The 13,729-nt window shown below is 71.1% G+C and carries 9 protein-coding genes; 6 read left to right on the forward strand and 3 right to left on the reverse strand.

Annotation, left to right across the window (positions count from 1 at the left end):
- Positions 1-4 precede the first annotated feature (4 nt).
- Complete coding sequence (locus ACIHAX_RS28025; protein ID WP_364432552.1) at positions 5-2,449, reverse strand: AAA family ATPase; 2,445 nt, start codon at positions 2,447-2,449, stop codon at positions 5-7.
- A gap of 438 nt (positions 2,450-2,887) precedes the next feature.
- Here ACIHAX_RS28025 and ACIHAX_RS28030 point away from each other — a divergent pair, with 438 nt between their 5' ends.
- The 5 genes from ACIHAX_RS28030 to ACIHAX_RS28050 all read left to right on the forward strand — a co-directional run bounded on the left by ACIHAX_RS28030 (position 2,888) and on the right by ACIHAX_RS28050 (position 10,964).
- A complete protein-coding gene (locus tag ACIHAX_RS28030; RefSeq protein WP_397280425.1) occupies positions 2,888-5,746 on the forward strand; it encodes a DUF5691 domain-containing protein in 2,859 nt (952 codons plus the stop codon).
- A complete protein-coding gene (locus tag ACIHAX_RS28035) occupies positions 5,743-6,843 on the forward strand; it encodes an AAA family ATPase (RefSeq protein ID WP_355077206.1) in 1,101 nt (366 codons plus the stop codon). Before ACIHAX_RS28030 ends, ACIHAX_RS28035 begins: the two co-directional genes overlap by 4 nt.
- Entirely contained in the window at positions 6,822-9,239 is a 2,418-nt protein-coding gene (locus ACIHAX_RS28040) for a DUF5682 family protein (RefSeq protein WP_397280489.1), read from the forward strand. Before ACIHAX_RS28035 ends, ACIHAX_RS28040 begins: the two co-directional genes overlap by 22 nt.
- Positions 9,240-9,594: 355 nt before the next feature.
- Positions 9,595-10,752, forward strand: a complete 1,158-nt coding sequence (locus tag ACIHAX_RS28045; protein WP_364432563.1) for a VWA domain-containing protein — start codon at positions 9,595-9,597, stop codon at positions 10,750-10,752.
- A gap of 23 nt (positions 10,753-10,775) precedes the next feature.
- Positions 10,776-10,964: a hypothetical protein gene (locus ACIHAX_RS28050; RefSeq protein ID WP_397280492.1), complete on the forward strand. Its 189-nt coding sequence runs from the start codon at positions 10,776-10,778 to the stop codon at positions 10,962-10,964.
- On the opposite strand, the gene ACIHAX_RS28055 is transcribed toward ACIHAX_RS28050, so the two are convergent.
- Positions 10,948-11,724, reverse strand: coding sequence for a helix-turn-helix domain-containing protein (locus ACIHAX_RS28055; protein WP_397280428.1), 777 nt, complete (start codon positions 11,722-11,724; stop codon positions 10,948-10,950). The genes ACIHAX_RS28050 and ACIHAX_RS28055 overlap by 17 nt on opposite strands.
- Before the next feature lie 122 nt (positions 11,725-11,846).
- Between ACIHAX_RS28055 and ACIHAX_RS28060 the strand changes: the two genes are divergently transcribed.
- Complete coding sequence (locus ACIHAX_RS28060) at positions 11,847-12,284, forward strand: SRPBCC family protein (RefSeq protein ID WP_364432569.1); 438 nt, start codon at positions 11,847-11,849, stop codon at positions 12,282-12,284.
- A gap of 5 nt (positions 12,285-12,289) precedes the next feature.
- Here ACIHAX_RS28060 and ACIHAX_RS28065 read toward each other — a convergent pair whose 3' ends face one another.
- A complete protein-coding gene (locus ACIHAX_RS28065) occupies positions 12,290-13,504 on the reverse strand; it encodes an MFS transporter (RefSeq protein ID WP_397280430.1) in 1,215 nt (404 codons plus the stop codon).
- Positions 13,505-13,729 lie beyond the last annotated feature (225 nt).

Consider the following 13,729-nt stretch of genomic DNA (forward strand, 5'->3'; position numbering starts at 1 on the left):
CGCCTCACCGGGCCAGCCACGCGACGAACTTCTCGGTCTCACCGATCAGCTCACGCATATCGCGCCCGATCGGCACGTGCGCGCCCGCCGTGGCGTCGCGCAATGCGTCCACCACCCACCGTCCTTCGCGCGCGATGAGGTTCTTGTTCAAGTCGTCGACCTTGCTGCCGACCCCGAAGACCGCGAGCGCCACTTTCGACCGGGTCGAATGCGCGGCATCGATGTGGCGTTCCACTTCCGCGTGATCCATGCCCGCGGCGAGCAGGGTGCGCCGCGCCCTGGCCAGACTGGCCGCCTCCACCGCGGAACGGCAGCACGTGGCCACCAGTTCGTCGGCGATCGCCGCGGGCAACTGCGGGGTGCGCACCAATGCGCGGGCGTCGTCCAGATAGCGGCGAATCGGGTCGCTGGACACCCGCACCTCGACCACCGAGCGGTCGCGGCGCTGCACTTCCAGCACGGTCGCGTCGAGCTGCATCCGCCGCACCGCCTCGGCGAGGCGCTCGTCATGGGTGAAGACCACCACCTGCCTGGTCCAGGCGACCGTGGCCAGCACTTGCGCCAGGCCGTCCACCTTGGCCGGGTCCATCGCCTGCACCGGGTCGTCGATCATGACGAAACGGAACGGGCTCTGCTCCACCGTGGCGCGCGGCAGGAACAGCGAGAGACCGAGCGCGTGCAGCTCACCCTGGCTCATCACGCCAAGCGCGGCGCCGTCCACCTCGTCGACGGTCACGTCGAGCAGCACGCGGCGCGCGGTGCCCGCGTTGCCCTGCAAACGGATCGCGCCCAGCTCGACGTTGCTCTGCTGCCGCAGCGTGCGCCACACCCACCGCGCCGTCGTTTCCAGCGGCGTCATGCGCTCGCCGCGCAGACCCGCGGTGGCCGACTTCAGCCAGTCCTCGGCCTTCTTCACGGTGCGCAGCTCCGCGGCGTGCGCGGCCACCTCGCGCGCGCCCTCCAGCCAGGCCACGATCCGTGGCACCAGCGGCGTCCACACCTCGTCCAAGCGGTCGAGTTCCTTGCGGGTGCCCTTCTGCAACAGGTCGAGTTCGTCGACCAGTCGCGCGTGGGCGGCGCGCAGCCGGGCGGGCAGGTCCGGGGCGTATTCGGTGTTGGTCAGCGCGGCCCATTCGGCCCAGGCCTCGCGCACCGCCGTGGTGTCGACCGACGGCGGGTTGCGCGGATCGAAATCCAATTCGGCGGGAACGAGGTCGGGAAGCGCCCGAGCGGCCCGCACCGCGTTGCCGAGCTCGATCCGCGCGGTCGTGAGCGCGTCGACTCGGGCGGTCAGCCGCTCGATGGCAGCATCGGTCTCGCGCGCCCACGCGTCGTCGAGTGCGCCGCGGCCGCACACAGGGCACGGACACGGCCCGCTCGCGGCATGGTGTTCCCGCGCCTTGCGCAGCAGTTCCAGCAGGCGCAGATCGGCTTCGGCGTCGGCGGTGGCTCCCGCGGCCAGCGCCGCGCCCCATTCCTCGAGCCGGGTGGCCACCGCCTCCACTTCGGCGTCTTCGGGCAGCGCCAGCCGCACGATGGCGCGCAGGCCGTCCGGTCCGGTCGGATCGTCCACCGCGCCGAGCACTTCCCGGCCCACCGCGGCGAGATCCGGTTGGGCGGGCCGCAGCAGCCCGGCGACCCGGACCGCGCGATCGTCGGCCACCGACGCGAGCAGCTCCAGCAGTTCCAGGCGTTCCTGACGCGAATCCCGCACGGCGCGTTCCAGCTCCAGGCGGCGCATCCGGATCCGTTCCTGCGCCAGGGTGAGTTCGTCGAGACCGAGCAGCTGGTGCAGCGCGTCGAACAGGTCGCTCGGTTTCCCGTCCACCAGCGCGCCGAGTTCGCTGTAGGACAGGAAGGGCCGGTAGAGCTCGAGCTGGGCCGCCCACCGGTCGGTGTCGAATCCCGTCGGCGGCGCGGGCGGATACCGCTGGGTCCAGTGCGCGTCCTGCAGGTCCGCGTCGGCCGCCCATTCCTTGGCGATGGTGAGGCGCGGCGCGGCACCGGCGGTGAGCAACTCCAGCTCGATGCGGGCGGCCGTGCCGTCGTGCAGGTTGCGCCAGCCCTCCCGCCACGCCGCCGAGCGACCGTCCCACCGGCGGTTCCCTCCGGTCATCGCCAATTCCGCGGCCTCGGCGAAACTGGATTTGCCGCTGCCGTTGCGGCCGACCACGAGCGTGAGGCCGGGCCCGGGCGGCAGTTGCAGCGTCGTCTCGGGGCCGATACCCCGGAAACCGCACACCCGGATGGCGCTGAGGAAGATCCCGGAGTGATCGAATGCCGTTGACGCGTCCTCTGTTTCGGCGGCGCCGATGGCGCGCAACACGGTCCGCGCTATCGACGGCGTGACCGCGGGATCCTCGGCCAGGCGTCTCGTCACCACCTCCGACAGCCGGGGCGGCGCGTCCGTGGAACCGGCGGCGTCGACAGCGTCGGGATCCAGGCGCATGCGAAAAACCCCTCCACCATCGAGCCGCAACACGTCCTCCGACCCCGTGCACGGCGCCTTGTCGAAGCTGTGCGGAACGCTACCCGATCACGCCGGAATCGCCCACCGCGCCCGAGCGAATCTGCCCGCGGGGATGGATATATGGTCATCGAAACGCCTGCGCCATGTCTCGATGTCCACCCCTCGCGCCAACCCCGGCGGGCAGCCTCGATGGTGTCTACACCCGGTCCGGGTGGCTCGGTCGAGCCGAACAGAACAGAATGCCAGAGCGCACCGATCGGCGCAAGATTCGTTCGAAAGACGAATGCGGCACCGGGACAAGCGGTTCCGAGGGCAGCGCGGCGCCGGCGGCGGTACTTGTCGGTGCGCTGGGGTAGAAATCCGGTCAACCGAGCAATGAAGGAAGGCGATGAGGCAGCAGCGAGCCGGAGCGAGCCGATGACGACGCAGTGGACCGAAGCCCAGGTCACGGCGTTGGCGCCGGATGCGAATTCGCTCTCGGCGGCCCGCAAGCTGGTGGGTCGCTGGCGCGAGTGCGGGCAGCACGGCCCGGCGCTGTGGGGCCGGTGCCAGGGCAGCGGCGCCACGCCCTATCAGACGATCGTCGACCTGTCCGGTCCGGCGTACCGGTGCTCGTGCCCGAGCCGCAAGTTTCCTTGTAAACACGCGCTGTCGTTGTTGCTGCGCTGGTCCGCGGGCGAGGTCGCCGTCGCACCGGAGACCGCGGACTACGCGGCGGCGTGGATCGGCGGCCGTAGGGCGCGGGCCGCCGCGACCGCGGAGCGGCCCCGCACCCCGAATCCGGCCACCGCCGAACAGCGCCGGGTGCGGGTGACGGCGGGGCTGGAGGAACTCGACGTCTGGCTCGGTGATCAGGTACGCACCGGGCTCGCGCAGGCCGATCGCTCGTATCGCGCCTTCGAGGCCGTGGCCGCCAGGATGGTCGACGCGCAGGCCCCCGGCCTCGCCTCCGCTCTGCGCAGGCTCCCGGCCGCCGTGGCCACCAGAACCGACTGGCCCGACGTGGTGCTGCGCGAGTACGCGCGGATGCACCTGTTGATCGCCGCGCACCGGCAGCTCGACGCGGTATCGCCCGCGCTGCGCGCCAGCATCCGCACCCATGTCGGCTACCCCAATCCGGCCGAGGCGGTGCGCGCCGAGGCTCCGGTGCGTGATCGGTGGATGGTGTTCGGCTCGCGGATCACCGAGGACGAGCGCCTCTACACCCGGCGCACCTGGCTGTACGGGCGGGAGAGCAGGCGCTGGGCGCTGGTGGTCGACCATTCCTTCGGCTCCCCCGGCTTCCCCGCCGACGTTCCCGCGCTGGGTCAACTGGCCGACGCGGAGTTGCATTTCTACCCGGGCGCCGCGCCGCTGCGCGCGCTGTGGGGCGAGCGGCACGGCACGGTCGAACCGTTCACCACGTTGCCCGCCGACGCGAACCACCCCGCCACCATCGCCGCCGCGCTCGCCGCGCACGCGTCCGCGCTCGGCGCCGATCCGTGGCTGCGCTCGTGGCCGATGCTGCTGGCCGATGTGATACCCACCCGCACCGAAGAGGGCTGGTACCTCACCGAATCCGGCGGCAGCGCGCTGCCGATCCGGCCGGGCGAACAACCGTGGACGCTGCTGGCCGTCTCGGGCGGTCATCCAGTGACGGTGGCCGGCGAGTGGAGCGCCGACGGATGGGAGCCGATTTCGGTGTTCACCGCGGGGGAGGTGATCGATCTGGCACCCACGGAGACCTTCGTGCCCGACGCGACTCCGCCCGCGGGGCCGACCGGGAGTGCCGACCTCACCTCCGTCGCGCTGCTCGGCACCGCGCGCCGCGCCCCGGATCTCGCCGCACTCGCGCCCGCGATCGCACGCGCGGCCGACCGGTTGCCCCATGATCCCGCGTTGCGACTGCTCGAAACAGCCGCGCTACAAGACCTTTTCACTCGGGGTGGGGTCGTGCCCGCCACTGCCGCGGCACCGGAACCCGCGGCGGACGATCCCCGTCCGTCGCTGCCGCGCCCTGCTGCCGTGCGCCTGGCACGCATGCTGCGGGAACGCTCGGCATTCCTGCCCGAATGGTTCGACGCGGCGCGGCCGCACGATTACCGGGCGCCGGTCGTGCTGTGCGAGCAACTGCTCGAGCACGCGAAGATCAATGCCGGTTTGCGCGAGCCGCTGCTACGCCTCGCGGGCACACGCGGCAGCTGGCTGGCGGCCCGGCATCCGGATCGGCGCGACTTGGTGCGGCTGCCCGTCGAACGGTCCACCGACACTTGGCTGTTCGGTCGACCACCCGAGCGGCGCGACTGGCTCGCCGACCTCCGGCGCGGCGACGCGGGCGCGGCCAGGGCGGAGCTCACCGCGGCGTGGCCGAAGGAATCCGGGCCGCTGAAGGCCGAACTGCTGGCCGTGCTCGCCGACGGGCTCGGCCCGGACGACGAGCCCCTGCTGGAAACGGCGCTGGACGACCGGCGCGCCGACGTGCGCCGCACCGCCGCCGGACTGCTCGCACTACTGCCGGAATCGGCGTTCTCGCAGCGGATGCGCGCCCGAGCAAGCGCGTGGATCCGCGCCGAGCACCGAATGCTGCACACGAACGTGGTTCTCACGCTGCCCGACCGGCCCGACGCCGCCGCGCAGCGCGACGGGATCACCGACCGCACCATCGAATTCGCCTACCGCTGGAACGGCGCGCCCGACGTGTCCGCGGCCCGGCTCCGGCAGGTGGTCGCCGCGACGCCGCTGGCGCACTGGACCGGTGTGCTCGGCACACCGCAACAGGCGGTGCGCGCCACGATCGAAGACCGGTTCCGGCAGCCCATCTTCGACGGCTGGGTGGACGCCGCACTGGCTCAACACGATTCGACGTGGGCGCGGGCATTGTTCGAGGCGGGCGTGCCCACCGATCTGGCGATGCTGCGCAGACGGGAGCTGTTCGCGCTGCTACCGCTGCCGGATCGGACCGCGCACCTGGTGCGGCTGGACGGCTCCTGGCTGTCGGAGATCGAGGCGCTGCTGCCCGCGATGGGCCATCCGTGGCCGGAAGCGCTGGCCCAGCACGTGGTGCTGCTGCTGTTCGAGCGGGCGCGGGCGGCGGCGCGGCGCCCCGAGACGCACGGCGCGTCACCGAACGCGCACCGCTCGCTGCTCGCCGCGGCCTCGGTCCACCTCCCCGTCGCCGCCGCCGCCACACTGTCCGCCGTGGCCCGCAAATGCGACGATCCCGCCTGGCAACGGGCCTTCGACCAGCTCGCCCATGACCTCAACAACCGCTCGATGATGCTCGAGGAGTTGCGATGACCACCACCGACCCGACGCCGGATCTGCTGCGCCCCCATGCCGAACAGGCGTACGCCGACGAGCTGCGCGCCCTCGCCGCCGCCGACGACCGGCCACGCCCGCCGTCGTGGCGGCTGTCGCCATGGGCGGTGGTCACCTACCTGCTCGGCGGCACCCTGCCCGATGGCACCGTGATCACCCCGAAGTATGTCGGCCCGCGCAGGCTCATGGAGGTCGCGGTCGCGACGCTGGCCACCGACCGCGCACTGCTGCTGCTCGGGGTGCCGGGCACCGCCAAGACCTGGGTGTCCGAGCATCTCTCCGCCGCCATCAGCGGTGCGTCGACGCTGTTGGTGCAGGGCACCTCGGGCACCGCCGAGGAGGCGATCCGCTACGGCTGGAACTACGCGCGGTTGCTCGCCGAGGGACCGAGCGATGCGGCGCTGGTGCCGTCGCCGGTGCTCACGGCCATGCGGACGGGCTCCATCGCCCGCATAGAAGAGCTCACCCGCATCCCGTCGGACGTACAGGACGCGCTGATCACCGTCTTGTCCGAGAAGACGCTGCCGGTGCCCGAACTGCGCACGGAGGTGCAGGCCGCGAAGGGCTTCAACGTGATCGCCACCGCCAACGATCGCGACCGCGGGGTGAACGAGTTGTCCTCCGCGTTGCGCCGCCGGTTCAACACAGTCGTGCTGCCGCTGCCCGCGAGCGAGGACGAGGAGGTCGCCATCGTCAGCAGGCGGGTCGAGCAGCTCGGCTCCGCGCTGGAACTGCCGACCGTGCCCGCGGCGGCCGAAGAGGTGCGGCGGGTGGTGCGGGTCTTCCGCGAGCTGCGCTCCGGCAGTACGGCCGACGGCCGGACCAAGCTCAAGTCGCCGTCCGGAACACTGTCCACGGCCGAGGCGATCTCGGTGATCACCAACGGAATCGCGCTCTCGGCGCACTTCGGCGACGGCGTGCTGCGCGCCTCCGACATCGCGGGCGCGGTGCTCGGCTCGGTGATCAAGGACCCGGTGGCCGACGCGGTGGTGTGGACGGAGTACTTGGAGGCCGTGGTCCGCGAGCGACCGGATTGGGCGGATTTCTACCGCGCCTGCCGCGAGGTCACCGGGTGACCTCCGGTGTCGAAACCGCCCCTGTGACCAGGGTATTCGGCATCCGCCACCATGGTCCCGGCTCGGCGCGCTCGCTGCGGATGGCCCTGGCGGATTTCCGGCCCGACATGATCCTCATCGAGGGGCCCGCGGACGCCGATCCGCTGGTGGGCTTCGCCGCCGCCGAAGGGATGGCCCCTCCGGTCGCGCTGCTGGCGTACGTGCCCGACGCCCCCGCCACGGCCGCGTTCTGGCCGTACGCGGTGTTCTCCCCCGAGTGGCAGGCGCTGCGGTACGGCGCGGACAACGCGGTGCCCGTACGGTTCTGCGATCTGCCCGCGAGCGTCACGCTCGCGACCGAGGACGAGCCCGGCGACCGGTTCGATCCGCTCGCCGCGCTCGCCGAAGCGGGCGGCTACGACGACGCCGAACGCTGGTGGGACGCCGTCGTCGAAACCGTGCCGGACGCGGACGCGTTCGACGCGATCACCGAGGCGATGGGCGCGCTGCGGGAAGGCGCCGAGCGCGACGCCACGCATGGCGACCCGACGTCGGCCGCGCAAGACAGCCCGGCGCGCCAGGGGCCTGCGGGCACCGAACCGGCTGATGACCGACCGACCGCCGAATCGGGACGCGATCGAATGGACTCCACGTCGGAGTTGGATTCGGTCGCGGAGGCAGTAGCCGAATCGGCCCTCGTGCCGGAACCACCGCCCGAACCACTCGTGGTCGACGCCCCCACCCTCCGGCGCGAGGCTTATATGCGCCAGACGATGCGCAAGGCCCTCAAAGACGGTGCGATGCGGCTGGCGGTGGTGTGCGGGGCGTGGCACGCGCCCGCGCTGACCGGCGCGCTCGGTCCCGCCGCGCCGGACGCACGGATGCTCAAGGGCCTTCCGAAGATCAAAACCAGGCTCACCTGGGTGCCGTGGACGCATTCGCGGCTGTCCACGACCTCCGGCTACGGCGCGGGCGTCACCTCACCGGGCTGGTACCACCACCTGTTCACCGCCACCGAGCGGCCGATCGCCCGCTGGCTGACCAAGGTCGCCGGTGTGCTGCGCGCCCACGATCTGCCCGTCTCCAGCGCCCACGTCATCGAGGCCGTCCGGCTCGCCGACACCCTCGCCGCGCTGCGCGGTCGCCCGCTCCCCGGTCTGTCGGAGGTGACCGAGGCCACCCGGTCGGTGCTGTGCGGCGGCGACGAGACGATGCTGCGGTTGGTGATCGGCGAACTCGTCGTCGGCGAGGCGCTCGGGGCCGTTCCGGAGCAGACGCCGACCGTGCCGCTGGACGCGGACCTGCGCGCCACCATCCGGTCGCTGCGGATGAAGCAGGAGCCCTCGATCCGTACCGTCGACCTGGATCTGCGTAAGGATCGCGAGGTGCGGCGGTCGCGCCTGCTACATCGGCTGCGGGTGCTCGACATCGAGTGGGGCACGCTCACCACCAGCGACGTGCGCAGCACGGGCACCTTCCGGGAAACCTGGACGCTGCGATGGCAGCCCGAGTACGCGATCTCCATCATCGAGGCCTCTCGCTGGGGCACCACCATCCGCGCCGCGGCGGAGGCGAAGATTCTCGACACCGCGAGCCGCGCCGACCGCTCGGTCGGCGAATTGACCGCCGCGCTGGAAGTCGCGCTGCTGGCCGACCTGGGCGGCGCCACCGACGGATTGATCGCCAGGCTGGAATCCACCGCGGCGCTCGACCACGACGTCACCCACCTGCTGGCCGCGCTGCCCGGCCTGATCCGCACACTGCGTTACGGCGACGTGCGCGGCACCGACACCAAAGCGCTGGCCCACGTGGCCGATGGGTTGCTGGTGCGTATCTGCGCCGGCCTGCCCGCGGCGGTCACCGGATTGGACACCGACGCCGCCACCGAGCTGCGCGGTCTGCTGGACGCGGCGCACACCGCCATCCACACCAGGGACGACGGCTGGGCCACCGGTGAGTGGCTCGCCGCATTGCGCCGGGTCGCCGACCGCGACGACGTACACGGCGCGCTGGTCGGTCGTGCGGTCCGTTTGCTCGCCGACGCGGGTCGCATCGATGACGCCGAATCCGCGCGCAGACTGTCCGCCGCCCTCTCGGTGGGCGCCACCGCCTCGGCCAAGGCGGCGTGGATAGACGGATTCCTCGGCGGTCGCGGCCTGCTTCTGGTGCACGATCGGGAGTTGTTGCGGCTCATCGACGACTGGCTGCGCGGACTCGGCGACGACACGTTCGTCGAGACGCTGCCGCTGCTGCGCCGTACCTTCGGCGCGTTCGAATCGGGTGAACGCCGCGCGATCGGGCAGGCGGTCCGCGACGGCGGTTCGGTGTCCGCGGCGGCGGCCGTCGCGGGCATCGACTCGGAGCGAGCCACCACCGCGGTGCACACGGCGGCGGAGATTCTGGGGGTCACGGTATGAGTGGTCGGAAAGAGCAGCGGTGCATGACGAGACGAGATCCCGCTCATGCCGGAATCGAACGCTGCGTGAGCGGTCAGGTGCGAAGGCCGCAGGGCAGCGTAACCGCACAGGGCCTCGCTGATGTCGAAGTCGGATACGGCATGAGCCGCCAGGAGCTGACGCGGAAGCGCAACGTAGCCGCACAGGGCCCCGCCCATGCCGAAAAGCGACGCTGCGGAAGCGGTCGGGCCCGAAAGCGGCAGCGCACCATGACCACGCAGGGCCCTGCTGATGCCGGAACGGGACACAGCATGATCGATCAGGCAGCGGGGCGACGCCACACCGACGCCAGCGCTCGCGCTCGGAAGGACACGCCGTGACCGGCGAAGCACAATCTCGGCGTTGGCGATTGGTGCTCGGCGCGGCCGCGGAGGAGGGACTGGGCGGGCTGGGCTCCGGCGCCGACGCGGCGATGGACCGGGCGCTGTCGGCGCTGTACAACACCGATGAGGAGACCTCGCCCGGCAAGCGCACCGGTGGTTTGCAGGGCTCGGCGCCGCGCGTGGCCCGCTGGCTCGGCGATATCCGCAGCTACTTCCCCGCCTCCGTCGTCGAGGTCATGCAACGCGACGCCGTGGAGCGGCTCGATCTCACCCAATTGCTGCTGGAGCCGGAACTGCTCGAGGCGGTGGAACCGGACGTGCACCTGGTCGGCACCCTGCTGAGCTTGAACCGGGTGATGCCCGAGACCACCAAGGCCACCGCGCGCATGGTGGTGGAGAAGGTGGTGCGGGAGATCGAGCAGCGCATCGCGGCGCAGACCGTCGCCGCGGTGTCCGGTGCGCTGAACCGCGCCGCCCGGGTCACCCGGCCGAAATTGCGGGATATCGACTGGGACCGCACCATTCGCAAGAACCTCGCCACCTACCTGCCCGAGCATCGCACCGTGGTGCCCGAACGCCTGGTCGGCTACGGCCGCAAGGCTCAGGCGGTCCGGCGGGACGTGGTGCTGGCCATAGACCAGTCCGGTTCGATGGCCGCCAGCGTCGTGTACGCGTCGGTGTTCGGCGCGGTGCTCGCCTCGATGCGGTCGCTGCGCACCTCGCTGGTGGTCTTCGACACCGAGATCGTCGACCTGACCGACAAACTCGACGACCCGGTAGAGGTGCTGTTCGGCACGCAACTCGGCGGCGGCACCGACATCAACCGGGCCCTCGCCTACTGCCAGTCCCTGGTCACCCGCCCGGCCGATACGTTGTTCGTCCTGATCTCCGACCTCTACGAGGGCGGCATCCGCGACGAGATGCTGCGCCGCGTCCGCTCGCTACAGGATTCCGGCGTACAAGTCGTCGTGCTGCTCGCCCTCTCCGACGACGGCGCCCCCGCCTTCGACCACGACAACGCCGCAGCCCTCGCCGCACTGGGCATCCCGGCCTTCGCCTGCACCCCCGACAAATTCCCGGAACTCTTGGCACTGGCCCTCGACCGCGGCGACGTCCAGTCCTGGGCCCACGCCAACGCCGCCCAGCACTGACCGTCAGGATCGAGCATGTCGGTATTACCGCGGTCCCTGGTCCGGCCGCCGAACCGATCATCGACATCGACATCGACATCGACATCGACCGTGGCCGACCCCGTCGACGAAGCCGCCCACCTTCCCGCGCCGGAGGGCGGCCTCCGGTTGATGTGGCGGCGCAGGCTCTTTCCGTGCCGCATTGCAACGGCTCGGTCAGGTGGTTTCGGTGAGTAGACGGCGCAGCGCCATGGGGGTGTGGCCGAGGTGTTCGCGGACGGTGCGGGTCAGGTGTGCCTGGTCGGCGAAACCGAGGTGCGCGGCGAGGTCTGCGAGGCCGGTTTCTCCGTCGGTGAGCCGGTCGATGGTCCGGCCGACCCGTACTCGGTTGCGGTAGCGGGTCAGCGACAGCCCCATGTGCTGCGAGAACACCCGGCTCAGCCGGTACGGCGAGACCTTCAGCGATGCGGCCAGAGATTGCAGGCCCACCGATTCCGGTGCGCCGTCGATGATCGCCTCGCGGGCCGCGGTAACCAGCGCCCGGTCGGTGGGCCGCGACCGAGGGATCGGCCATCCGGCGGCGAGTGCGACGAGCCGGACAAGCTCCTCGGTCAACGCGTAGTCGATGTCGCCGCCTCGGACGGCAGCGAGAACACGGTGGTGCGCGAGATCGATACGGGCATCGATGTACACCGCACGCGGATCGACGGCCCCTTCCCAACGGCCGGGCGCGACGGTCACCACGGTGCAGACGTCGCCGCCGGCGGGATGGGCGAACCGTTCCTCTTCGCCCGGTACGCCCAGGTAGCCGACTGTCGGATCGAGGTCGGCCCGGTCGCCGTCGGACTGTCGCTGGAACCGGCCACGGCGCACGAGCACGAGGCGATGGTCGTCGCGGACCTCCGGGTCCGAGAAGTGGGTGTGGTCGGAGCGGCAGTTCACCGTGGTCACGGTGAACTCGGGCCGGGCGGCAACGGTTGTCGTGGACAGCACCTGCGGACCGTACGCCGAGGGTACGACGAAAAACGCCGCGCAAGAATCTTCAAGACCCGCGACTGGGCCGGCGGGAATGCTGAGACGGCAACCGAATCACGCGGCCCGACCAGGAGGACCTCATGGCATCCGTTCACAAAGAATTCGACATCCACGCCACGCCCGAGCAGGTATGGGACGCTGTCAGCGATTTCGGCGCGGTGCACGAGCGCCTCGGCCCGGGTCTCGTCGCCGACGCACGGCTCGACGCGGACACCCGTACCGTCACCTTCGCCGACGGCACCGTCGTCGTGGAACGGCTCGTCGACCTCGACCCGGTGAGCCGGCGTATCGCGTACTCCATCGTCGGAGGCAGTCTGCATTCCTCCCATCACCACGCCTCGATGCAGGCGCTGCCCGGCAAGGAAGGCGGGACCCTGGTCGTGTGGCACACCGATGTCCTGCCCGAGGCTCTCACTGTGCCGATAGCCGAGTTCGTCGAACAGGCGTCGGCTGTCATGCGCCGGACCCTGGAGGCAAGGGGATCCCAGGAGCCGGGTGGCAGCGAACTCGCACCGTAGGGCGCTCATCGGGCAGGCTGCGTGGCCGCGTGCCGCCGCGGCCGGTCGGCCAGGGTGACCCCGCCCGCCGCGGCCGTGGCGACCGCGGCGAGGGCGACCAGACCGGGCCAGCCGAACCAGCCGACGGCGGCGGCGCCGAATGCGGTTCCCAGGCTGCCTCCGACGAAGTACACAGACATATACGCACTGTTGAAGCGGGCAGGCGCGGACGGGTCGATGGCCAGGACCGTGCTCTGGTTGGCCACCTGGGCCGCGAACAGTCCGGCATCGAAGAGCCCGAGGCAGGCCAGGGTCACCACAGTGTTCGAGAGGGCGACGCCCAGGACAACCGTCGCGACAAGGGCGAGCGCGAGCCCCACCAGGATCACGTTTCGCGGGCCGACCCGGTCGGTCCATCCGCCGGCGATCCGGGTCGCGAGGACACCGGCGAGTCCGGCGCAGGCGTACAGGCCGATCCGTTCGGGTGAATATGAGTACGGAGGCTGCGACAGCGCCACCGCGAGACCTGCCCAGATCGCACAGAACGCGAAGAACCACAGCGCTCCCCGTGCCGCCGCCCGGCGCAGTGCGGCGAAGCGGGCGAAGAGCCCGGGAATTCCGCGCACCGTATCCAGATATCCGGCATACGTGCGACCCCACGCGGTCGGCAGGGTGGACAAGGACACCGCCGCGACCACGACACACGGCACAGCGAATACGAAAAGCATTGCTCGCCAACCGATCACATCGGCGAGCCAGCCGCCGATGATGCGCCCGGCGAGGATTCCGGCAGATATGCCCGCGGTCACGATACCCAAGACCGTGGCCCGCCGACGACGCTGCGCGAAACGCCCCGCCACCGAACTCAGCTGAGCCCCGACCCCCGACCCCGCCCCGACCAGGCCCATGACGAATCCAAGGCCCCAAGGCGATCCCGCTACCGCACCGGCGGCGGAGGCAACCGCCAGCGCCACGAACTGGGCCGCCACCACGGCCCGTGGCGCGAACCGGTCGACGAGCGGCACCAGCAGAACCAACCCCACCAGATAGCCGACCGGCCCGCACGCCAAAGCGGTGCCGGTCGCCGCCGTAGAGGCGTGCAGGGAACCGGCAACCTCCGCGACGGCCGGTTGCAGTAGGTAGACACTCGCCGTCCCGAGCGCGGCCGCCAGCGCCATGAACCACACGACAGGCGTCCGCAACTCAGCATTCCCGACATCCGGGATCCGTTCGCTTTCCATTGCATCGACGGTAGGAATCCCGGCATCAGGGTTCCGGCGAGAAATAGACAACACCGTCCCGTTCCCGGCCGCGCATGTATTCGCGACAGCAAGTCGGCGAGGAACGTCCCATGACGGCGCTTTCGCGTTCCGCGATCAAAGCGGCCGGACCGCGGTGACCTGGACTCGTTCCAGCTCACCGCGGCCCTGTTGCGACCACTGGTATCGGCCCTCGTCGGCCGGACC

The organism is Nocardia sp. NPDC051929, assembly GCF_044548645.1.
Lineage (GTDB): Bacteria > Actinomycetota > Actinomycetes > Mycobacteriales > Mycobacteriaceae > Nocardia > Nocardia sichangensis.

Bases quoted from the DNA above. Each gene is read 5' to 3' on its own strand.
- ACIHAX_RS28030 (WP_397280425.1), top strand. From the start codon at position 2,888: ATGACGACGCAGTGGACCGAAGCCCAGGTCACGGCGTTGGCGCCGGAT.
- ACIHAX_RS28025 (WP_364432552.1), bottom strand. From the start codon at position 2,449: ATGCGCCTGGATCCCGACGCTGTCGACGCCGCCGGTTCCACGGACGCG.
- ACIHAX_RS28035 (WP_355077206.1), top strand. From the start codon at position 5,743: ATGACCACCACCGACCCGACGCCGGATCTGCTGCGCCCCCATGCCGAA.
- ACIHAX_RS28065 (WP_397280430.1), bottom strand. From the start codon at position 13,504: ATGGAAAGCGAACGGATCCCGGATGTCGGGAATGCTGAGTTGCGGACG.
- ACIHAX_RS28060 (WP_364432569.1), top strand. From the start codon at position 11,847: ATGGCATCCGTTCACAAAGAATTCGACATCCACGCCACGCCCGAGCAG.